The organism is Enterobacter sp. ECC_219_Taxon_10 (assembly GCF_058354905.1).
On record NZ_CM178005.1, the window covers coordinates 2,239,816 to 2,260,488 of the forward strand.

Sequence of the window (20,673 nt, forward strand, 5' to 3'; positions counted from 1 at the left end):
GTGAGTACAACGGATCGATGCAACGCGATCCTTTATCCGGAGCATTTGAAAGCCAGAACCTCGTAAAGAAGTGTGCCAATATTACGTGGGTGATATCTATATCCGGAGAATAACGTGTTCGGAAGAGTTTTATTAAACTACATGCCAGGGCTACAAAATTTGTTAGCCTACGATAAAAGCTGGTTAAAGCAGGATGTTAAAGCCGGGTTATCCGTTGCGGCTGTAGCGCTACCCGTAGCTATTGCTTATGCTGAGCTGGCAGGGGTTGGGGCAATAGTGGGGCTTTATTCGTGCGTTTTACCGATGATAGCGTATGCACTGTTTGGTTCTTCACGTCAGCTTATTGTTGGCCCTGATGCCACAACCTGCGCGGTGATTGCGGCCGTCGTCTTTCCGCTTTCTGCAGGTAATCCCGAACTGCACTGGCAACTGACGATTATCATGACATTGATGATGGGCGGGTGGTGCCTGCTTGCCAGTAAGTTTCGTCTGGGCGCACTTGCCGATCTGCTTTCTCATCCCATTCTTACGGGTTTGCTAAATGGCGTAGCCGTGACGATTATTGTCGGGCAATTAGGCAAGGTTTTAGGGATCAAGCTAGATGAAGCACAGGTTATTGAGAAAATAATAGCCTTGCCAGGCCGATTGTCAGACAGCCATTTATTAACCATAGGGATATCACTTTTAACGTTAATTATTTTAATGGTTATTAAAACGTATCGTAGCCACTGGCCAGCACCGTTGATTGCCATTGTACTGACAACGGTTCTGGTGTGGGGAACAGCTGCGCAACAGTATGGTATCGCCACGATTGGGGGAGATGGCTTCCAGTCTGGCTTACCCGTCGTTAACTGGAGGGAATTCCAGCCTGGTCCGATGCGTGATTTGGTGATCCCGGCGCTGAACCTGGCTTTGGTCAGTTTTGTGAGTCTGATGCTGACCGCCCGCAGTTTTGCCGCGAAAAATGGTTATGAAATCAATGCTGATGCTGAGTTCAGAGCGCTGGGTATTGCGAACATTATGTCTGGGTTATCCCAGGGTTTTGCTATCAGTGGTGCTGATTCCCGGACCGCGGTTAATGATTCAGTGGGTGGGAAAAGTCAGCTGGTTTCCATAGTCGCGGCCTTACTCATCGGTATCGTTGTGGTATTTTTCACCCAGCCATTACAATTTATTCCGGTATCTGCATTAGGTATTGTTCTAATGTATGCCTCGTGGTCATTAATTGATTTACGTGGGCTCTGGAACCTGAGGCGCAGAAATAAACAGGCATTCCGCCTGGCCTTCTTCACTTTTGGCTGTGTTTTAATTATCGGCGTTATCCAGGGGATCGGCCTTGCGGTGTTGCTTGGCCTGTTACAGTTCCTTCGTACAGTGTTTCGTCCCTCTGAGCACTTGTTGGGCACTGACGAAGATGGAATGATTCACTCATTAGGTAATACAACCGATATTAAAATGGTCCCGGGCGTGCTGATGTATCGATTTAACTCACCGTTGACCTATTTTAATGTGGCTTATTTTAAACGTCGGGTATTGAACCTGGTTGATGGTACTGCATTACAACCTAAATGGGTGGTCATTGATGCCGTTGCTTGCTTCACCTATTCAGACATCAGCGTCCTGGCAACCATTAATGAGTTAAAGCGTGACCTGAAGGGGCGAAAGATTACGTTAATCCTGGCGGGCAGAAAAACGGAATTAACGCGCTGGTTTAAAGAGAGTCGGCCAACGATGAATGATGATGACATGATTCTGGCGCCAGACCTCTATCTGGCACTTCGGTTCATTCAGAGTAAAGAGAGTGCGAGTGAATCAGGTGGCGAGGTATAAGTTAAAGGCTTGCCCGCCACCGGCGAGCAAGCCACACCTCTAGCGATACAGCGTCTTTTCCGCAACCGGAATAAGCAGTCCGGATCGCCAGTCCGCCAGCGTCAGCTGCGCAAGCCTGCCCAGCGCGGTATAAAACGGATGCCCGGCGTTATCGACAAACAATGACAGGAAGCGGGTGCTCCACGGCAGGAGGTGCCACGCCAGAAGCTGAGCGCACTCCGCTTCGCGGCCATTCTCGGCCAGCCACGCCGCGAGCATTAGCAACGTGCCAAAGTGATCTTCCGGTTCCTGTTGCTGCATCTCAAACGCGATATTGTTCTCCCGCATCCACTGTCGCAGCGCGAGGGTCGAATCGCCAAACAGCACGGATTCACGGTCCAGCCAGACGGAACCCCACGGCGGAGCGGGCAGGGCATAAGGACCAATAAACAGCCGTTGCCAGGCGTCGGTCAGCGGTTCATCGGAAGATGAGGCAAACGTATCGGCAACGGGCTGCAGCGCTTCCGGCGGCAGGGGCCAGTCCTGAACCCATTCGCCAGCGGTGAGAGCGCTCACCAGCGGCGCGGCCTGCTCGCTGTCGGGAGCGAAATAAAACAGCGCGCCCAGTACCCTGGCACTGAACGCGAACGATTCACGATGTGAGACGTCTTCCATAAAACTTTCCTTGCTTGCGCGGACGACGCCCGCGCGACTGTGATAACCGATAATACTGACCATAGATTAAACTATGGTCTCGCGTTTCACCTTTTACACCTTCTCAATCTGCACCAGATTGGTGTGCTGCGGGTTGCCTTTTGCCAGCGGAGAAGGTCGATGGGTCGTCAGCGTGTTGATGCATGAGCCGTGGTCGATACGATCGCCACTCATATTGGCATCGTGCCAGGCACCCTGGCCCATGGCGCTCACGCCGGGCATGATGCGTGGCGTCACTTTTGCTTCAGTTCGCACCTCACCGCGACTATTAAAGACGCGCACCGTATCGCCGTTCCTGATGCCGCGTTTTTCGGCATCGACAGGATTAAGCCAGACCTCCTGGCGGCAGGCCGCTTTCAGCACGTCGACGTTGCCATAGCTCGAGTGGGTTCGGGCTTTAAAGTGGAAACCGAACAGCTGCAGCGGGAACTGCGCGCGCTCGGGCGCATCCCATCCGTCAAAGGTTGATGCGTACACGGGCAGTGGGCTAATGGTCTCGTCTTTTGCCAACTCCCAGGTCGCCGCAATCTTCGCCAGCTTGCTGGAGTAAATTTCAATCTTGCCTGAGGGCGTTTTCAGCGGATTGGCTTCCGGGTTCTCGCGGAATTTTTTATAGGCCACAAAGTGTCCGTTCGGATCTTTGCGCTTATAAATGCCCATTTTTTTCAGCTCGTCATAGGACGGTAGTGCGGGATCTTTTGCGAGCATTTTGGCATACAGATACTGCAGCCACTCTTCCTGCGTGCGCCCTTCGGTAAATTTCTGATGAATATCCGGCCCGAGGCGTTTCGCCACTTCGCTCATGATCCAGTAGATGGGCTTACGCTCAAACTTCGGTGCAGTCACGGGCTGGAGGAAAATCAGGTAGCCCATGTTGCCTGCATAATCGTTAGGAATGATGTCTTCCTGTTCGACGGTCATTAGGTCCGGCAACACGATATCGGCGTACTTCGCTGACGAGGTCATGAAGTTATCAATGACGACGATCGTTTCGCATTTACTTTCGTCCTGCAGGATCTCGTGAGTTTTATTGATATCGGAGTGCTGGTTAATAATGGTGTTGCCCGCGTAGTTCCAGATGAACTTAATCGGCACGTCCAGCTTATCCTTACCGCGCACCCCGTCGCGCAGGGCGGTCATTTCCGGGCCACGGACGATGGCATCCGTCCAGCTAAAGCAGGATATTTGCGTTTTAACCGGATTTTCCGGCAGCGGCATACGTTCGATAGTGATGGTGTAGCTGGATTCGCGCGCGCCGCTGTTGCCACCGTTGATCCCCACATTACCTGTGAGGATCGGCAGCATCGCGATGGCGCGGGAGGTCAGCTCGCCGTTCGCCTGGCGCTGTGGTCCCCAGCCCTGGCAGATGTAGGCCGGCTTCGCGGAGCCGATTTCGCGGGCCAGCTTGACGATACGATCTACCGGAATGCCGGTGATGTGCGAGGCCCATTCAGGCGTTTTCGCCGTGTTGTCATCCCCCTGGCCGAGAATATACGCTTTATAGTGACCATTCGCGGGGGCGCCTTCCGGCAGCGTTTTTTCGTCATAGCCAACGCAGTATTTGTCCAGGAACGGCTGGTCGACCAGGTTTTCGTCGATCAATACCCAGGCAATACCTGCCACCAGTGCGGCATCAGTACCTGGACGGATCGGGATCCATTCATCTTCGCGTCCGGCTGCCGTATCGGTATAGCGTGGGTCGATAACGATCATGCGCGCGTTGGACCGCTCGCGAGCCTGCTCCAGATAATACGTAATCCCGCCGCCGCTCATGCGCGTTTCCGCCGGATTATTGCCGAACATCACCACCAGTTTGGTGTTTTCAATATCCGAGGTGCTGTTCCCGTCATTGCTGCCGTAGGTATAGGGCATGGCGCAGGCGATTTGCGCCGTGCTGTAGGTGCCGTAGTGGCTCAGAAAACCGCCGTAGCAGTTCATCAGGCGCGCCACCAGCGAAGCGTAAGGAGAGGAACGGGTGATATTGCCGCCGACAATGCCGGAGGAGTAGTTAATATACACCGCTTCGTTGCCGTATTTGTCGACCACGTCTTTCAGGCTGGCGGTGATAGCGTCCAGCGCTTCATCCCAAGTGATGCGCTCAAATTTGCCCTCACCGCGTTTGCCCACGCGTTTCATCGGGTAGTTCAGGCGGTCAGGGTGGTTGATGCGGCGGCGAATAGAGCGCCCGCGCAGGCAGGCTCGGACCTGGTGATTACCATAGATATCCTCACCGGTGTTATCCGTTTCGACCCAGTACACTTCATTGTCGCGGACGTGCAGGCGCAGCGCGCAGCGGCTGCCGCAGTTGACCGAGCAGGCACCCCAGACCACTTTATCTTCCGCAGGCTGGACGGCATTTTGCACCGCAGCGGCTGCGCTTTTTAGACCAAAAGGAAGCGAGATCCCGCCAGCGGCAAGCGCCAGAGAACCTATTGCGGTAGATTTCACGAGAGTTCGGCGGCTAATACCGCCGTGATGATCGACCTCAGACATGGCTCACCCCAAGATTGAGATTACGTATTATTTTTACCCGTGATTACAACCGGGCTAATGATGGGGTGAGTGTTACTTATTTGGAGGTATTAGATCTTAATCCTCATCAAATCAAAGGGGATTGAAGGTAAATTACTGAGATTCCGCAGCCCCATTGCCTGTACGGGTGTACAAAATTTTAAAGGTGTCGTTGGCGCAGTGGCCCACCACCTGCGCGTCCGGCTGGTCAGCTTGATCATTCGGCACAATGCTCAGCGTAAAACCTGACTCCGGCACGCCGTTGTTGATAATCTTCTGCTGAATGTCGCTTTTCACGCGCTCGCAGGAGTCGGGTGCCGCCAGCGCGGCGGTTGAAGCACTCATTAACAGCAGGGCGGTAATCCAGGGTAACCGTTTCATCTGTAGCTCCTTTTCTCTGTGTATAGATTAATTTTAGCATGCTTCGTGTAAACAACTGTATTTGCTAATATGATTGGGAATAATCTCTCTGTATTGGTAAAGAATGTGAAGAAATATGCAGCGATAACGCTCCTGGCAGCCGCTCTCGCAGGGTGTGACAACAACTCCGCGCCGCTGTCGTTTACGCCGGAGATGGCGAGTTTTTCAAACGAGTTTGATTTTGACCCTCTGCGCGGCCCGGTCAAAGACTTTACCCAGACGCTGTTCAACGAGAAGGGCGAAGTGTCCAAACGGGTTACCGGCACCGTGTCGGCGGAAGGGTGTTTCGATACGCTGGAACTGCACGACCTGGAGGCTAACACGGGCGTAGCGCTGGTGCTGGATGCCAACTACTACATTGATGCAGAAACCCAGCAGCGTAAGGTGAAGCTGCAGGGCAAATGCCAACTGGCCGAACTGCCGTCAGCCGGGGTGACGTGGGATACCGACGACAACGGCTTTGTGGTGGCCGCGCACGGCAAAGAGATGGAAGTGAAGTATCGATACGATGCGGATGGCTATCCGCTGGGCAAAACCACTGTCTCCGGGGATCAGCATTTATCGGTGCAGTCGACACCGTCAAAGGATCTGCGCAAAAGAATGGATTACTCGGCCGTGAGCCTGTTAAACGACAAGCCGCTCGGCAACGTGACGCAGAGCTGCGACTACGATCGACACAACAACCCGGTCAGCTGCGATCTCACCATCACTGACGACAGCGTTAAGCCTGCCGTTGAGCGCAAGTACACCATCAAGAATACGATTGAGTACTACTGAGAATAAAACCGCGCAGGTTACTGCGCGGTTGGTTTCAGCAGGCTGGCGCCTGACGGCTTGTGTCCCGCCAGGTGCTGATGCTGGAAGATGCACATGCGGATGGTGTTGCGGTATTCGCCGTTGATAAAGAACTCGTGAATCAGCTCGCCTTCTACCATAAAGCCCAGCTTACGGTAGATATGGATCGCTTTCTCGTTCTCTTTATCCACGATCAGGTAAAGCTTGTAGAGGTTCAGGACGTTAAATCCGTAATCCATCGCCAGCTTAGCCGCCCGTGAGGCCAGGCCTTTCCCCTGGTGCTCAGGCGAAATAATGATCTGGAACTCCGCCCGACGGTGAACGTGGTTGATCTCAACCAGCTCCACAAGCCCCGCTTTTTCACCCTCACACTCCACCACAAAACGACGCTCGCTCTGATCGTGAATGTGCTTATCGTAGAGATCGGACAGCTCGACAAAGGCCTCGTACGGCTCTTCGAACCAGTAGCGCATTACGCTGGCGTTATTGTCGAGCTGGTGGACAAAGCGCAGATCTTCACGCTCCAGCGGCCGGAGTTTTACGTCACAGGGCGCCGACATTATGGGGCAACCGTACGACCAGTGCGGCGATCCAGGCAGCGCAGGGTGTTCGGCTCCCAGTAGGCATTGACGTTCGCACTTTGCTGACACTTATCGCGTGCGTCGAAGGCGACATCTTCTTTGTCCCACTCTTTCTCAGCACGTTTGTTGACCTTCTGACGAAGGCTGCGGGTGTCATTCCATTGTTCTTTGTCCATCGCGGCGTTCTGGCGGCTTTGCGCGCTGTCACCAGACTCAATAACGAGCTTGCTGGTTTCCGCTGTCGCAGAGGCGGCAAAGGCGAACGATGACAGCGCCAGCAGGGCTGTCAGACAAAGGCGTTTGCTTAATGTAGTCATAGCGTTTCCTTTAAAATGGGTGCAGATGAGCAAGTTTCCCCGTTCAGATTCTACACCAAAGAGCAATAACGGCATACCCGCGGAGCGGGTATGGAAAAGTAAAGGACATTATCGGGTATGATGTCTAAATAGATCCTCACCTGACGTTAACTATGCTCAAAACGACGCTGCTTTTTTTTGCTACCGCGCTATGCGAAATCATCGGCTGCTTCCTACCGTGGCTTTGGCTGAAGAAGGGAGGGTCGGTATTGCTGCTCATCCCGGCAAGCGTCGCGCTGGCTCTCTTTGTCTGGCTGTTAACGCTGCATCCGGCTGCCAGTGGCCGCGTCTACGCCGCATACGGTGGTGTCTATGTCTGTACTGCGCTGCTGTGGCTGCGCGTGGTGGACGGCGTCAAACTTAGCGCCTACGACTGGGCCGGCGCGCTGGTTGCTCTGTGCGGTATGCTGATCATTGTGGCGGGATGGGGGCGGGCCTGAGCCCCTGGTTTTGTGATCGTTGGCGGATTTTATGATCATTATACTTGTATGGTAGTAGGGTTGGTGGGTAAATTTCCAGCATCATAACGAACGATGTAAGGAAAGGAATTATGAAGATTGTCGCGGCTGACGTGTTTGTTACCTGCCCGGGGCGGAACTTTGTCACCCTTAAAATCACCACCGATGAGGGGATTGTGGGCCTCGGTGACGCCACGCTGAACGGGCGTGAGCTCTCCGTTGCCTCCTACCTGAAGGATCATCTCTGCCCGCAGCTGATTGGCCGCGACGCGCACCGTATCGAAGACATCTGGCAGTTTTTCTATAAGGGCGCCTACTGGCGTCGCGGCCCGGTCACCATGTCGGCCATCTCCGCCGTGGATATGGCGCTGTGGGACATCAAAGCCAAAGCGGCCAACATGCCTCTTTACCAGCTGCTGGGCGGCGCATCCCGTGAGGGCGTAATGGTCTACTGCCACACCACCGGGCACACCATTGACGACGTGCTGGAAGATTACGCCCGCCATAAGGAGATGGGCTTTAAGGCCATCCGCGTGCAGTGCGGCGTGCCGGGCATGAAAACCACCTACGGCATGGCCAAAGGGAAGGGGCTGGCCTACGAGCCCGCCACTAAAGGCGACTGGCCGGAAGAGCAGCTCTGGTCCACCGAGAAATACCTCGATTTCACGCCAAAGCTGTTTGACGCGGTACGCAGCAAATTTGGCTTCAATGAACATCTTCTGCACGACATGCACCACCGCCTGACGCCCATCGAAGCGGCGCGCTTCGGCAAGAGCATTGAAGCATTCCGCATGTTCTGGATGGAAGACCCAACGCCCGCTGAAAACCAGGAATGCTTCCGCCTGATCCGCCAGCACACCGTCACGCCAATTGCGGTGGGGGAAGTGTTTAACAGTATCTGGGACTGCAAGCAGCTCATCGAAGAGCAGCTTATCGACTATATCCGCACCACCATCACTCATGCTGGCGGGATCACCGGGATGCGCCGCATCGCGGACTTCGCGTCGCTCTACCAGGTGCGCACCGGCTCGCACGGCCCGTCGGATCTCTCGCCCGTATGCCACGCGGCCGCGCTGCATTTTGACCTGTGGGTGCCAAACTTTGGCGTCCAGGAATATATGGGCTACTCCGAACAGATGCTGGAAGTCTTCCCGCACAGCTGGCGCTTTGAAAACGGCTATATGCACCCGGGCGACAAGCCGGGCCTGGGTATCGAGTTTGACGAAAAGCTGGCGGCGAAATACCCCTACGATCCGGCCTATCTGCCGGTGGCCCGTCTTGAAGACGGCACGCTGTGGAACTGGTAAGCGAGGAACGAACGATGAAAAGCGTAGTGATTCAACAGCCGAACGAACTGGTGATTGAAGAGCGGCCACGACCGGAGCCCGGCGCAGGCGAAGTCCGCGTCAAAATCATGCTGGCGGGGATCTGCGGTTCGGACAGCCACATCTATCGCGGCCATAATCCGTTTGCGAAGTATCCACGCACGATCGGCCACGAGTTCTTTGGCGTGATTGACGCCGTGGGAGAGGGCGTAGACAGCGCGCGCCTGGGCCAGCGCGTCTCGGTTGATCCGGTGATCAGCTGCGGACACTGCTATCCGTGCTCTGTCCGAAAACCGAACGTCTGCACCTCGCTGGTGGTGCTGGGCGTACACCGTGACGGCGGCTTCAGCGAATATGCGGTAGTGCCCGCTAAAAATGCCTGGCCTGTTCCGGACGGCATTCCTGATAAGCACGCCGTCATGGTTGAGCCCTTCACCATCGCCGCCAACGTGACGGGGCAGGCTAATCCCACCGAACTGGACATTGCGCTGATCTACGGCGCAGGGCCAATGGGGCTGGTCACCGTGCAGGCGCTGAAGGGTGTCTATAAGGTGAAGGAGGTTATCGTTGTTGACCGCATAGACGAGCGCCTGGCGATGGCCCGGCGCAGCGGCGCGGACTGGGTCTTAAATAACAGCGAACAGTCGCTGCAGGCCGCGCTGGACGAAAAAGGCATCAAGCCGACGTTAATCATTGATGCCGCCTGTCACCCGGCGATTTTGCACGAAGCGGTCACTCTGGCCTCTCCGGCGGCGCGCATCGTGCTGATGGGGTTCTCCAGCGAGCCGAGCCAGATAGTCCAGCAGGGCATCACCGGTAAAGAGCTGGCGATCTTCTCTTCGCGCCTGAATGCTAACAAATTCCCGGTCGTCATCGACTGGCTGCAAAAAGGGCTGATCGACCCGGACAAACTGATCACCCATACCTTTGACTATCACCATGTAACAGACGCCATCGAACTGTTTGAAAAAGACCAGCGGCAGTGCTGCAAAGTCTTGCTCACGTTCGGACAATAATCCTATACGCGGTTAAGAGCCTGCGAAGACAGGCTCTGGTGGTACGCATCTTACCTTTTAGAGATAGCCATTATGACGCAAGCACAACCTCAAAGAACCACCTCCGATCTGGTAAAAGCCGCCGTCTCCGGCTGGCTGGGCACCGCCCTGGAGTTTATGGATTTCCAGCTCTACTCGCTGGGCGCCGCACTGGTCTTCCATGAGATCTTCTTCCCGGAACAGTCCGCCGCGATGGCGCTGATCCTCGCGATGGGCACCTACGGCGCTGGCTATATTGCGCGCATCGTCGGGGCTTTTATCTTTGGCAGAATGGGCGACAGCATTGGTCGTAAGAAGGTGCTGTTCATTACCATCACCATGATGGGGATCTGCACCACGCTGATTGGCGTGCTACCGACCTACGCGCAAATCGGCATTTTTGCGCCCGTTCTGCTGGTGACGCTGCGTATTATTCAGGGGCTGGGCGCCGGGGCAGAGATCTCCGGGGCAGGGACCATGCTGGCGGAGTATGCGCCAAAGGGGAAGCGCGGCATCATCTCCTCGCTGGTGGCGATGGGTACAAACTGCGGAACGCTGAGCGCAACGGCGATCTGGGCCATCATGTTCTTTGCCCTTGACCGTGAACAGCTGCTCGCCTGGGGCTGGCGCGTGCCGTTCCTCGCCAGCGTCGTGGTGATGGTCTTTGCCATCTGGCTGCGAATGAACCTCAAGGAGAGCCCGGTCTTTGAGAAAGTAAACGATGCAGAAACCGTGCAGCCGGACACCTCTCTGGGTTCAATGGTGAAAAGTAAATCCTTCTGGCTGGCGACCGGCCTGCGTTTCGGTCAGGCGGGCAACTCGGGGCTGATCCAGACATTCCTCGCGGGTTATCTGGTCCAGACGCTGCTGTTCGATAAAGCGATTCCCACCGATGCGCTGATGATAAGCTCCATTCTCGGGTTTATCTCCATCCCGCTGCTGGGCTGGCTTTCCGATAAAGTGGGGCGCAGGCTGCCGTACATTATCCTCAATATCTCCGCCATTATTCTGGCCTACCCGATGCTGTCGATTATCGTCGATAAAAGCTATGCGCCGGGGACAATCATGCTCTCGATCATCGTTATCCATAATTTCGCCGTGCTGGGGCTGTTTGCGCTGGAAAATATCACCATGGCGGAGATGTTTGGCTCGCGGAATCGCTTTACCCGCATGGCTATCTCTAAAGAAGCGGGCGGGCTGGTAGCGGTGGGCTTTGGTCCGGTACTGGCGGGGATCTTCTGCAACATGACCGGCTCCTGGTGGCCGATCGTTGCCATGCTGGTGGCCTATTCCGCAATCGGCCTCGTCTCGGCGTTCCTGATGCCGGAAGTACGCGACCGCGATTTGAGCGCGGCGGAAGATGCAGCGGAGGCCGCGCCAAAAGCGAGCGTGGGCTACGGTGCGATCTCCACGCGACGCTAGTGGTTTATATCTTGCGTGACTTATCACACAACTTTTTATTTATGTCACACCACATGAGCAAAAGTTAATATAAATCAAAATCTCAAACGGCAGTATCAGTATGGTTGATGGCAGTTATTTTTACCCCAACTGCCATTCTAGTTGGTGTAGTCAGCAGGCGCTGCCGCTTCAGAAGGAGCGGCAGCGATCCACAGCTTTCTAATTAGCGAGTCTTAATCATGGAAAACACCTTATTACAGGCCAACGCGACGCTGCCACAGTACGATCGCGACAGTCTTAAAGCACGCATTGTACATTTAGGCTTCGGCGCATTTCACCGCGCGCATCAGGCGGTGTATGCCGATATCCTCGCGGCTGAACACAGCAGCGACTGGGGCTACTGTGAGGTTAACCTGATTGGTGGCGAGCAGCAGATTGCCGATCTGAACGCGCAGGATAATCTCTACACCGTGGCGGAAATGTCTGCCGATGCCTGGACCTCCCGCGTGGTTGGCGTAGTCAAAAAGGCACTGCACGCGCAGGTTGACGGCCTGGAGAGCGTGCTGGCAGCGATGTGTGAACCTCAGGTGGCGATTGTTTCGCTGACCATCACCGAGAAGGGGTACTGCCACTCGCCGGCGACGGGGCAACTGATGCTCGATCACCCGTTTATCGTCGCCGACCTGCAAAACCCGCACCAGCCGAAATCCGCGCCCGGGGTGGTGGTGGAAGCGCTGGCGCGTCGCAAAGCGGCGGGTCTGCCTGCGTTTAGCGTGATGTCCTGCGACAACATGCCGGAGAACGGCCACGTGATGCGCAACGTGACCTGCGCGTACGCCCGGGCGGTAGACGGCGAGCTGGCGGACTGGATCGAGGCTAACGTCACCTTCCCGTCAACCATGGTGGATCGTATCGTGCCGGCGGTTACTCCCGATACGCTGGATAAAATCGAAAAGCTGACCGGCGTGCGCGATCCGGCGGCGGTGGCCTGTGAACCGTTCCGCCAGTGGGTGATCGAAGATAACTTTGTGGCAGGGCGCCCCGAGTGGGAAAAAGCGGGCGCCGAGCTGGTTTCAGACGTGATCCCGTTTGAAGAGATGAAGCTGCGCATGCTCAATGGCAGCCACTCGTTCCTGGCGTACCTGGGCTATCTGGCCGGATACCAGCATATCAACGACTGTATGGAAGATGAGAGCTACCGCGTCGCCGCGCACGCGCTGATGCTCAACGAGCAGGCGCCGACCCTGAAAGTGAAGAGCGTCGATTTAGAACGCTACGCCGACCTGCTGATTGCCCGTTACAGCAACCCGGCCCTGCGTCACCGCACCTGGCAAATTGCGATGGACGGCAGCCAGAAGCTTCCGCAGCGTATGCTGGACTCCGTACGCTGGCACCTGGTGCACCAGACGCCTTTCCCACTCCTGGCGCTGGGCGTGGCAGGGTGGATGCGCTATGTCGGCGGCGTTGACGAGCAGGGTAATGCCATCGATGTGAGTGACCCGCAGCTGGCGGTGATTCAGGCGGCGGTGAAAGGGAGTGCCGAAGGGGAAAACCGGGTTAACGCGCTGCTCGGCATTGAGTCCATTTTTGGGAAAGAGCTGCCGCGAGAAAAAGCCTTCACAGACGCCGTGATGAGCGCATATCTGACGCTGCTGCAGAAGGGGGCAAAGAACACGGTTGCGGAGTGCGTGTCACATCTGTAATTCAACACATGCCGCCGTTCGCGGCGGCATGTTGGCGCACAATTTAGTGCATACCCAGACGAATCAGTTCAATTGGTTCGAACTTACCTTCACATCCTTCCACTTCCACCGTTTTGCCACGGCGCACCTGCGCGGAATCGAGCCCGTCGCTGTGGATTGCCTTAATCACGCCGGTTTTGCCGGTGCCGCTAATCATGACGCGGCTGCCGGTGGTGATTGCATTGCGGTTACGGTCGTATGTCAACATGGTATTTTCTCCTCTCTAAACTATCCGTTACGGCGCTATTACAGCTTTTGCCGTTCACGGGGCACTATAAATACGCCTGTCTGCCAGCCATGTTTTTGTTTTTGATCAAACTCACACTTTTTTCTTTATTCCGTGGGGTGCTGACGGTTAACGACGGCAATTTACAAAGCAGACCGTTATTTTCATTTGTTTATAGTTTCGAAGAGGAAGTGTTGAGGATTGGTTTATATTCCCGATGCCATTCTGGGTACAGGAAATAACCCTTCATCGGAATGAGGAGTCAGGCTTATGTATAAGAAGATTTTGATGCCTGTTGACGTGTTTGAAATGGATCTGAGCGACAAAGCGGTTCGCCACGCGGCTAACCTCGCGAAGGCTGAGGGCGCGTCGATTACCCTGGTCAATATTCTGCCAGCCAGCAGCCGGTCTCTGCTGCGAGGATTCAACGCCGATATTAAAAAGTTTGAAGAGTATATGACCGCGGAATCCGCGAAGAAAATGAACGCGTTAAAAAGACTGTTCGATATCTCTGCGGAGAATATTCACTCTCTGGTTCGTTTTGGTAACGTCCGCGATGAAATTATCAGACTGAGCAAAGAGGGGGAATATGACGTGATTGTCATCGGGTCGAAAAATCCGGGCATCACTACCCATCTGCTGGGATCAAATGCAGAATCTATTCTGCGCTACGCCACCATCCCGGTGTTAGTCGTTCGCTAATCACAACGCCGCCCGCGAATGGGGCGGCAAATATCACTCTTCGCTAAACCACTCGCTATTTTCCTGACGAATAAGCTGCACGGATTCGCCGATCTCCTGCAGATGCAGCGTCATCGCTTTTTCCACGCCGTCCGGGTCGCGTTTTTCCAGCGCGCTGAAAATATCGTGATGCTGTCGGAGCAGCATTTCCGGCGGGGAGACGTGATCGAGGCTCATATAGCGCACCCGGTCAATGGTGGCCTTGATGTTCTCGATGGTATCCCAGGCCAGCTGGCAGTCCGCAATTTGCGCCAGCTTCTGGTGAAACTCGTCATCAAGCTGGAAGAAATCGTTGAGCTGCTTACGGTCAATCGCAATGCGCTGCTGATGCAGGTTTTGCTCCAGCAGGTAACACTGGTTGTCATTAATAAGCGTTGCAGCACGGCGCACCACCGCGCATTCAATCGCCTGGCGGACGAAACAGCCGTTGCGCACCTGAGAGAGTGAAATTTTGTTCACGTAGCTGCCGCGCTGCGGGCGGATCTGAATCAGTCCGTTCTCAGCAAGCTTAATAAACGCTTCACGCACCGGCTGGCGGGACACGTCAAAACGCACGGAGACCTCTTTTTCAGAAAGCGGCGTACCCGGCGGGATCAGGCAATGGACAATATCACGTCGCAAAATGCGATAGATTTGCTGGTTTACGGGCTGGGTGGGATTGAGTTGCGATTCAGCGGCCATGAGTTGTCAGTTCTCAGAGAGTTAGCCTGAACATACTACCATTCTTTTACAACCCGAAACAGACCCGGCCCGCAGGCCGGGAAGGGCATATTTAACCACGATGGACGCTAAGTCCGGCAAAACTCTGGCTGACCGGCATCATCTCTACGGTATTGATGTTGACGTGTTTTGGCAGCGTTGCCACCCACCAGACCGTTTCGGTCACATCTTCCGGCGTCAACGCGTTGGCGTTTTCGTAGGTTTTATCCGCTTTCGCGTCATCGCCCTTGAAGCGAACGTTAGAGAATTCGGTGCCGCCCACCAGGCCCGGTTCGATATCGGTGACGCGAATGGCGGTGCCGTGCAGATCGGTACGCAGGTTCAGGCTGAACTGGCGAACAAAGGCTTTAGTTGCGCCGTAGACGTTACCGCCCGCGTAAGGCCAGCTCCCGGCGGTAGAACCGATGTTGATAATGTGGCCGCGGTTGCGCTCCACCATGCCCGGCAGCACCGCGCGGGTCATGTACACCAGCCCTTTGTTGTTGGTGTCGATCATGTTTTCCCAGTCCTCAACGCTGGCTTTGTGGGCAGGCTCCATGCCCAGCGCCAGACCGGCATTGTTGACCAGCACGTCGATGGTGCGCCACTCTGCCGGCAGGTTAGCAATCATCTCTTCAATGGCCGCGCGGTTACGCACGTCCAGCTGTGCGGTCAGGATTCTGTCACCTAATTCGTCCTTCAGCTCCTGCAGGCGCTCCTGACGACGGCCGGTTGCAATAACCTTGTGTCCGTTGGCGACGAAGCGACGCGTGATGCTTTCACCAAAACCCGCCGTTGCCCCGGTAACTAAAATAATCATCTCACTGTTCCTCAACGCTTTTTGTGTTGTACTAACATAGCACGGTCGCAGAGGATGCGTTAAGGCAACATTTGTATGACGGCGTTGCAGGCGATGGCGGCCTGGCCTACTCTGGGAGGATACCCGTACTCAGGAGTGAAAGATGACGGCCACGAATCCCTTTTTTGACATCAGCCTGTTGCCCTATCAGGCACCCCATTTTGATACCATCAAAGACGAGCACTATCGTCCGGCCTTCGATGAAGCGCTTCGTCAGAAGCGGGCGGACATAGACGCGATCGTCTCTCAAACCGCTGCGCCAGACTTCACTAACACCGTGCTGGCGCTGGAGAAAAGCGGCCTCATGCTCGCGCGCGTCAGCAGCGTTTTCTTCGCCATGACCTCCGCGCACACCAATGCGTATCTGCAGGAACTGGAAGAGCAGTTCTCCACCGAACTTGCCGCGCTGGCGAACGACATCTGGCTGAACGATATCCTTTTTGCCCGCGTCGAGAGCGTCTGGCAGGACCGCGCCGCGCTGGACGCCGAATCCCGTCGGCTGGTCGAAGAGACGTATCAGCGCTTTATTCTGGCTGGCGCGCGCCTGAATGAGACAGAAAAAGCCGAGCTGAAGGCGCTGAATACTGAGGCCGCATCCCTGACCAGCCAGTTTAACCAGCGCCTGCTGGCCGCCAACAACGCGGGCGGGCTGGTGGCTGATTACGCGCACCAGCTTGAAGGCCTCAGCGCAGAAGAGATTGCTGCCGCGGCGCAGGCCGCCGCGGAAAAAGGGCTTAACGACCGCTGGCTGATCCCGCTCCTGAATACGACACAGCAGCCTGCGCTAGCCGCGCTGCGCAATCGCCAGACGCGCGAAAACCTGTTCAACGCGGGTTGGACGCGCACCCAGAAAGGGGATGAAAACGACACCCGCGCATTGATCCTGCGTCTTACGGCGCTGCGCGCGCGCCAGGCCCGTCTGCTCGGCTTTGAAGATTACGCCAGCTGGAGCATCGCCGACCAGATGGCGAAAACTCCAGACGCCGCGCTGGCCTTTATGCGCGGGATTGTGCCCGCGGCGCGTGCCCGTGCAGAGCGCGAGCAGGCCGATATTCAGAAGGTCATTGATGACGAGCAGGGCGGTTTCACCGCGCAGGCCTGGGACTGGGCCTTTTATGCCGAGCGCGTGCGCCAGGCGAAATACGCCCTTGATGAATCGCAGATTCGACCCTATTTTGCGCTCAATACCGTATTGCAGGATGGCGTATTCTGGGCGGCCAGCCAGCTGTTTGGTATTCGTTTTGTGGAGCGTTTCGATATTCCGGTTTATCACCCGGACGTCCGGGTCTGGGAAATTTTCGACCACACCGGTGAGGGCATGGCGCTGTTTTACGGCGACTTCTTTGCCCGCGATTCCAAGCAGGGCGGAGCCTGGATGGGGAATTTTATCGAGCAATCCTTCGAGTTTGCTGCCCGTCCGGTGATCTACAACGTCTGCAACTACCAAAAGCCGGGTAACGGCGGCGTCGCGCTTCTCTCCTGGGATGACGTGATAACCCTGTTCCACGAGTTTGGCCATACTCTGCACGGTCTGTTTGCCAGCCAGCGCTTCGCTACGCTGTCCGGTACCAATACGCCGCGTGATTTCGTTGAATTCCCGTCGCAAATCAATGAGCACTGGGCCAGCCATCCTCAGGTGTTTAGCCACTATGCCCGTCACTACGAAACCGGTGAACCCATGCCGGACGCGCTGCGGGAAAGCATGCTCAACGCGACCCATTTCAACAAGGGTTATGACATGACGGAGCTGCTGAGCGCGGCGCTGCTGGACATGAACTGGCACGGCATCAGCGAGGCCGTGTCGAGCGTTGAAGAATTTGAAGCCGCGGCGTTGAAAAAAGAGGGGCTGGATCTGCCCGCCGTACCGCCGCGTTATCGCAGCAGCTACTTTGCCCATATTTTTGGCGGCGGCTACGCTGCGGGGTATTACGCCTACCTGTGGACGCAAATGCTGGCGGACGATGGCTATCAGTGGTTCGTGGAGCAGGGGGGCTTAACCCGCGAGAACGGGCAAACGTTCCGTGAGGCGATTTTGTCTCGTGGCAACAGCGCTGATTTAGCCGAACTGTATCGAAACTGGCGCGGGCACGATCCGAAGATTGAACCGATGCTGGAGAATCGCGGATTGAGCGAATAGCGTCATGTTTGGGTGAAAACAGAACCGGGCCCGAAGCCCGGTTTTTATCTCCTTTCTCTTCTCCTTCAGCTATTTCAATAAATATCAGTAATATTTCCCAGAATATACGCGGTGCAATTATTTTTATCGCGAATAGCGCCTTTTATTAAAGTTGTCCGGGTTATAAAAATAAACGCTGATTAAAGGTGTGTTTTTCACTGTAAATTTTTCCCTTTTTATGCCGATAAATGAAGATGAGAAAAAATTGACGTTATAGCAGTTAAGAAGGCGAATGATGACCCTACCTCTGACCACCTCTGGCTTTACGGATGTCGAGCAATCTAAAAGGCTGATAAATAAAACCTTTACCTATGTTGTAACGTTGCTGGTCGGTATTTTTGCGGCAGCAATAGTGTCTTTGCTGGTAATAAAAAATAATGTTAATGAAATCAGCGACAAGCATGACGAATTTTTATTAAGAAAAGCGTTAGAGGCCCGCCAGGAGAGCATCCGCAGTCATCTGAAAGACTATGCAGAGTGGGGCGATGCCTACAAACACCTCCATCAGAAAATGGATACGCACTGGGCATGGGACAAGCAGAATCTGGGCAAGTCGCTGTATGAAAACTTTGGCTATGAAGGCGCGTTTGTCCTCTCCCCGGAAGGCACCACGCGCTACAGCGTGATTGACGGGAAACTGAAACAGGAAGAACTGGAGCGCTGGTTAGGTACATCGACAAAAGACCGTTTACTCAGCGAACTGAGCAAAAATAAGGGATTGCCGGTTTCTGTACTAACGCTAATTGATTCCATGCCTGCCATTGTATCTGCTGAATGGATAACAACGGGCGATGATACCAGTGTACACCCCTTACCGGGCCGGCCTTCGGCAATGGTGTTTGTAGATAAATTAACGGCTAAAAAACTTCTCACGATGGGGCATGATGCCGCCATTAAAAATGTTCGTATTTTACCCAACGCGTTGGTTTCTAAAATAAACGATCGGACGGAATTAACATTAAGCACCCAGAAGGGTGATGTGCAGATTATCTGGGACAGCGAAAATCCCGGCCAGGCGTTGATCGTCTATTTTCTGCCGTTACTTATTCTTTCCGTACTGCTTACAATAACGATGACGGTAATTCTTATGCGTCATATTATGCACAAGGCGAAAATTCATGACGAAAATGCCTTTCTCCTTGAGCAGGCACGGTTGAATCTTATCACCAGTGAAAAACGATTCAGGGATGTCAGCGAAACAACCAGCGACTGGTTCTGGGAAACAGATTTATCGTTAACTATAACGTGGCTATCAGGCCGATTTTCCACTGTTACGGGATATGAAAACAGCAAATGGATAGGTCGCAGGCTGGATGAACTCTTTCCTTCAACAGGAGACCTGCTTCGTGATTGTGTCAGCCATCGGGAATTAACAGGACGCTTTGAATTCAGGAACTGTCCTTATATCAATAATCAGCACTCCACCTCTTATTGCACGCTTTTGGCAAAATTTTCTGCTCAGGCTGATGGAACGGTAGTTTTACGCGGGGCGGCAACGGATGTCTCTCTGGAAGTAGAGGCAATAAAACGCGTGGAGTTTCTCTCCCGCCATGATGAATTAACGGGGCTCCCGAACCGGTACCACATCAAGGAGTTTCTGGCGGGCCAGTTAGCTCAAGAAGGCGTCAACGCGAGCCCCTTTGCAATGATTTGCCTCGATTTAGACAAGTTTAAGCCCGTCAACGATATATTTGGGCATTCCACGGGCGACGCCCTGCTTGGTGAAGTCGCGTCACGACTTAAGGGCTGTATTCGTGACGGTGATTTTGTTGCACGGCAGGGAGGAGATGAATTTATGCTGCTCCTCGGCAACACCAGCCAAATAGATCGTATTGAAGAGGTGTGTCAACGCATCGTGCAGGAACTTAACCGTCCTTTCTCCATTGAAGGTAATGAGGTGACAATAGGCGTCAGCATGGGAATTGCATTGGCTCCGCGCGATAGCAGCAGCGCAAACGAGCTTCTACGCTATGCGGATATTGCGCTTTATCAGGCTAAACAATCCGGCAGAAACAGATGGGTCTATTATCGTCCGGATATGTCAGAAAAGTTGACCGAGCGCAGGAAGCTGGAATTAGAACTGAAGACGGCAATTCGTGAAGACCAGCTCTGCCTGCTCTACCAGCCGCGTTATAACCTCAGATATTCCCGAATAGATGCCGTGGAAGCGCTTGTGCGCTGGCAGCACCCGGTTAGAGGAACCATAATGCCCGATCGGTTCATTCCGCTGGCTGAAGAAACAGGATTAATTATTAGCCTCAGCAACTGGGTTATTCGTAAAGCGTGTGTAGAAACAAAAGGTAAATTACCAGGACTATCGGTATCCGTAAACATCTCTGCTATTGAATTCCAGGCAAGCGATCTCGCTGAACGGATAAAAGAGATCCTCCATGAAACAGGGCTTGAGCCCAACCGTCTGGAAATTGAAGTGACTGAAAACGTCACGCTTTCCGATCCTGAACAAACGCTGCTGACCATGAAGGCCCTTAAAAAAATGGGCGTGCGCATTCTGATTGATGATTTCGGTACGGGCTATGCGTCTCTGAGCTATCTTCGGAAGTTTCAGTTTGACGGCCTCAAGCTCGACAAAAGCTTTATTTTTGCTTTAGGCGATTCACCGCAGAACCAGTCGGTCGTCGAGAAAATTATCGATCTGGGTAAAGCCTATTCGATGGAGATAACCGCAGAAGGGGTGGAAACCATCGAACAGCTGTCGTTCCTGAAAAAAAATAAGTGCGATGAGGTTCAGGGCTACCTGCTTGGAAAACCGGCTGCCATTGCCGATCTCAATTTAAACGCGAACGTACTGAGTGTTTAAACGCGTTT

Annotated in this window: 18 protein-coding genes; 10 read left to right on the top strand and 8 right to left on the bottom strand. The window is 54.5% G+C overall.

Annotated features, from left to right (window positions below):
* Positions 1-114 precede the first annotated feature (114 nt).
* Entirely contained in the window at positions 115-1,830 is a 1,716-nt protein-coding gene (locus AC4ICF_RS10750) for a SulP family inorganic anion transporter (RefSeq protein WP_316379030.1), read from the top strand.
* Between the two features lie 39 nt (positions 1,831-1,869).
* On the opposite strand, the gene dmsD is transcribed toward AC4ICF_RS10750, so the two are convergent.
* The 3 genes from dmsD to AC4ICF_RS10765 all read right to left on the bottom strand — a co-directional run bounded on the left by dmsD (position 1,870) and on the right by AC4ICF_RS10765 (position 5,415).
* Positions 1,870-2,484 carry a Tat proofreading chaperone DmsD gene (gene dmsD, locus AC4ICF_RS10755; RefSeq protein WP_316379031.1) on the bottom strand — a complete coding sequence of 205 codons (615 nt, stop codon included), beginning with the start codon at positions 2,482-2,484 and terminating at the stop codon, positions 1,870-1,872.
* 93 nt (positions 2,485-2,577) lie between these two features.
* Entirely contained in the window at positions 2,578-5,016 is a 2,439-nt protein-coding gene (ynfE, locus tag AC4ICF_RS10760; RefSeq protein ID WP_316379032.1) for a selenate/tellurate reductase subunit YnfE, read from the bottom strand.
* 132 nt (positions 5,017-5,148) lie between these two features.
* Positions 5,149-5,415 (bottom strand): DUF1161 domain-containing protein, encoded by a 267-nt coding sequence (locus AC4ICF_RS10765; protein WP_316379033.1) that lies wholly within the window; start codon positions 5,413-5,415, stop codon positions 5,149-5,151.
* A gap of 69 nt (positions 5,416-5,484) precedes the next feature.
* Here AC4ICF_RS10765 and AC4ICF_RS10770 point away from each other — a divergent pair, with 69 nt between their 5' ends.
* Positions 5,485-6,231 carry a YnfC family lipoprotein gene (locus AC4ICF_RS10770; protein ID WP_395312775.1) on the top strand — a complete coding sequence of 249 codons (747 nt, stop codon included), beginning with the start codon at positions 5,485-5,487 and terminating at the stop codon, positions 6,229-6,231.
* Between the two features lie 17 nt (positions 6,232-6,248).
* Here the strand turns inward: AC4ICF_RS10770 and speG are convergent, their stop codons facing one another.
* Together speG and AC4ICF_RS10780 are read right to left on the bottom strand one after the other, a co-directional pair.
* On the bottom strand, positions 6,249-6,809 hold the full coding sequence (speG, locus tag AC4ICF_RS10775) for a spermidine N1-acetyltransferase (protein WP_023311549.1): 561 nt from the start codon (positions 6,807-6,809) through the stop codon (positions 6,249-6,251).
* Entirely contained in the window at positions 6,809-7,147 is a 339-nt protein-coding gene (locus AC4ICF_RS10780) for a DUF1283 family protein (RefSeq protein WP_063145673.1), read from the bottom strand. Before AC4ICF_RS10780 ends, speG begins: the two co-directional genes overlap by 1 nt.
* Positions 7,148-7,299: 152 nt before the next feature.
* Between AC4ICF_RS10780 and AC4ICF_RS10785 the strand changes: the two genes are divergently transcribed.
* The 5 genes from AC4ICF_RS10785 to AC4ICF_RS10805 all read left to right on the top strand — a co-directional run bounded on the left by AC4ICF_RS10785 (position 7,300) and on the right by AC4ICF_RS10805 (position 13,107).
* Positions 7,300-7,626, top strand: coding sequence for a YnfA family protein (locus AC4ICF_RS10785; RefSeq protein WP_032657499.1), 327 nt, complete (start codon positions 7,300-7,302; stop codon positions 7,624-7,626).
* Between the two features lie 110 nt (positions 7,627-7,736).
* A complete protein-coding gene (gene manD / locus AC4ICF_RS10790; protein WP_316379034.1) occupies positions 7,737-8,951 on the top strand; it encodes a D-mannonate dehydratase ManD in 1,215 nt (404 codons plus the stop codon).
* Between the two features lie 14 nt (positions 8,952-8,965).
* A complete protein-coding gene (locus tag AC4ICF_RS10795; protein ID WP_316379035.1) occupies positions 8,966-9,985 on the top strand; it encodes a Zn-dependent oxidoreductase in 1,020 nt (339 codons plus the stop codon).
* A 72-nt stretch (positions 9,986-10,057) separates the two neighbouring features.
* Positions 10,058-11,425: an MFS transporter gene (locus tag AC4ICF_RS10800; protein ID WP_163329153.1), complete on the top strand. Its 1,368-nt coding sequence runs from the start codon at positions 10,058-10,060 to the stop codon at positions 11,423-11,425.
* 218 nt (positions 11,426-11,643) lie between these two features.
* On the top strand, positions 11,644-13,107 hold the full coding sequence (locus tag AC4ICF_RS10805) for a mannitol dehydrogenase family protein (RefSeq protein WP_316379036.1): 1,464 nt from the start codon (positions 11,644-11,646) through the stop codon (positions 13,105-13,107).
* 43 nt (positions 13,108-13,150) lie between these two features.
* Here AC4ICF_RS10805 and ydfZ read toward each other — a convergent pair whose 3' ends face one another.
* Positions 13,151-13,354 carry a putative selenium delivery protein YdfZ gene (gene ydfZ / locus AC4ICF_RS10810; RefSeq protein ID WP_316379037.1) on the bottom strand — a complete coding sequence of 68 codons (204 nt, stop codon included), beginning with the start codon at positions 13,352-13,354 and terminating at the stop codon, positions 13,151-13,153.
* Positions 13,355-13,642: 288 nt separating this feature from the next.
* On the opposite strand from ydfZ, the gene AC4ICF_RS10815 reads away from it, so the two are divergent.
* Entirely contained in the window at positions 13,643-14,074 is a 432-nt protein-coding gene (locus tag AC4ICF_RS10815; protein ID WP_116340191.1) for a universal stress protein, read from the top strand.
* A gap of 33 nt (positions 14,075-14,107) precedes the next feature.
* Here the strand turns inward: AC4ICF_RS10815 and AC4ICF_RS10820 are convergent, their stop codons facing one another.
* Together AC4ICF_RS10820 and ydfG are read right to left on the bottom strand one after the other, a co-directional pair.
* Entirely contained in the window at positions 14,108-14,794 is a 687-nt protein-coding gene (locus tag AC4ICF_RS10820) for a GntR family transcriptional regulator (RefSeq protein WP_028013010.1), read from the bottom strand.
* A 91-nt stretch (positions 14,795-14,885) separates the two neighbouring features.
* Positions 14,886-15,632, bottom strand: a complete 747-nt coding sequence (ydfG, locus tag AC4ICF_RS10825; protein ID WP_316379038.1) for a bifunctional NADP-dependent 3-hydroxy acid dehydrogenase/3-hydroxypropionate dehydrogenase YdfG — start codon at positions 15,630-15,632, stop codon at positions 14,886-14,888.
* A 142-nt stretch (positions 15,633-15,774) separates the two neighbouring features.
* Here ydfG and dcp point away from each other — a divergent pair, with 142 nt between their 5' ends.
* Positions 15,775-17,808 carry a peptidyl-dipeptidase Dcp gene (gene dcp / locus AC4ICF_RS10830; protein ID WP_316379039.1) on the top strand — a complete coding sequence of 678 codons (2,034 nt, stop codon included), beginning with the start codon at positions 15,775-15,777 and terminating at the stop codon, positions 17,806-17,808.
* 274 nt (positions 17,809-18,082) lie between these two features.
* Positions 18,083-20,665 (top strand): bifunctional diguanylate cyclase/phosphodiesterase, encoded by a 2,583-nt coding sequence (locus AC4ICF_RS10835; RefSeq protein WP_439209813.1) that lies wholly within the window; start codon positions 18,083-18,085, stop codon positions 20,663-20,665.
* Positions 20,666-20,673 lie beyond the last annotated feature (8 nt).

Bases quoted from the DNA above. Each gene is read 5' to 3' on its own strand.
- AC4ICF_RS10795 (WP_316379035.1), top strand. From the start codon at position 8,966: ATGAAAAGCGTAGTGATTCAACAGCCGAACGAACTGGTGATTGAAGAG.
- manD (WP_316379034.1), top strand. From the start codon at position 7,737: ATGAAGATTGTCGCGGCTGACGTGTTTGTTACCTGCCCGGGGCGGAAC.
- AC4ICF_RS10800 (WP_163329153.1), top strand. From the start codon at position 10,058: ATGACGCAAGCACAACCTCAAAGAACCACCTCCGATCTGGTAAAAGCC.
- AC4ICF_RS10820 (WP_028013010.1), bottom strand. From the start codon at position 14,794: ATGGCCGCTGAATCGCAACTCAATCCCACCCAGCCCGTAAACCAGCAA.
- ydfZ (WP_316379037.1), bottom strand. From the start codon at position 13,354: ATGTTGACATACGACCGTAACCGCAATGCAATCACCACCGGCAGCCGC.
- dcp (WP_316379039.1), top strand. From the start codon at position 15,775: ATGACGGCCACGAATCCCTTTTTTGACATCAGCCTGTTGCCCTATCAG.
- AC4ICF_RS10785 (WP_032657499.1), top strand. From the start codon at position 7,300: ATGCTCAAAACGACGCTGCTTTTTTTTGCTACCGCGCTATGCGAAATC.
- AC4ICF_RS10770 (WP_395312775.1), top strand. From the start codon at position 5,485: ATGATTGGGAATAATCTCTCTGTATTGGTAAAGAATGTGAAGAAATAT.
- ydfG (WP_316379038.1), bottom strand. From the start codon at position 15,632: ATGATTATTTTAGTTACCGGGGCAACGGCGGGTTTTGGTGAAAGCATC.
- ynfE (WP_316379032.1), bottom strand. From the start codon at position 5,016: ATGTCTGAGGTCGATCATCACGGCGGTATTAGCCGCCGAACTCTCGTG.
- AC4ICF_RS10780 (WP_063145673.1), bottom strand. From the start codon at position 7,147: ATGACTACATTAAGCAAACGCCTTTGTCTGACAGCCCTGCTGGCGCTG.
- AC4ICF_RS10835 (WP_439209813.1), top strand. From the start codon at position 18,083: ATGACCCTACCTCTGACCACCTCTGGCTTTACGGATGTCGAGCAATCT.
- AC4ICF_RS10805 (WP_316379036.1), top strand. From the start codon at position 11,644: ATGGAAAACACCTTATTACAGGCCAACGCGACGCTGCCACAGTACGAT.
- speG (WP_023311549.1), bottom strand. From the start codon at position 6,809: ATGTCGGCGCCCTGTGACGTAAAACTCCGGCCGCTGGAGCGTGAAGAT.
- AC4ICF_RS10815 (WP_116340191.1), top strand. From the start codon at position 13,643: ATGTATAAGAAGATTTTGATGCCTGTTGACGTGTTTGAAATGGATCTG.
- dmsD (WP_316379031.1), bottom strand. From the start codon at position 2,484: ATGGAAGACGTCTCACATCGTGAATCGTTCGCGTTCAGTGCCAGGGTA.
- AC4ICF_RS10765 (WP_316379033.1), bottom strand. From the start codon at position 5,415: ATGAAACGGTTACCCTGGATTACCGCCCTGCTGTTAATGAGTGCTTCA.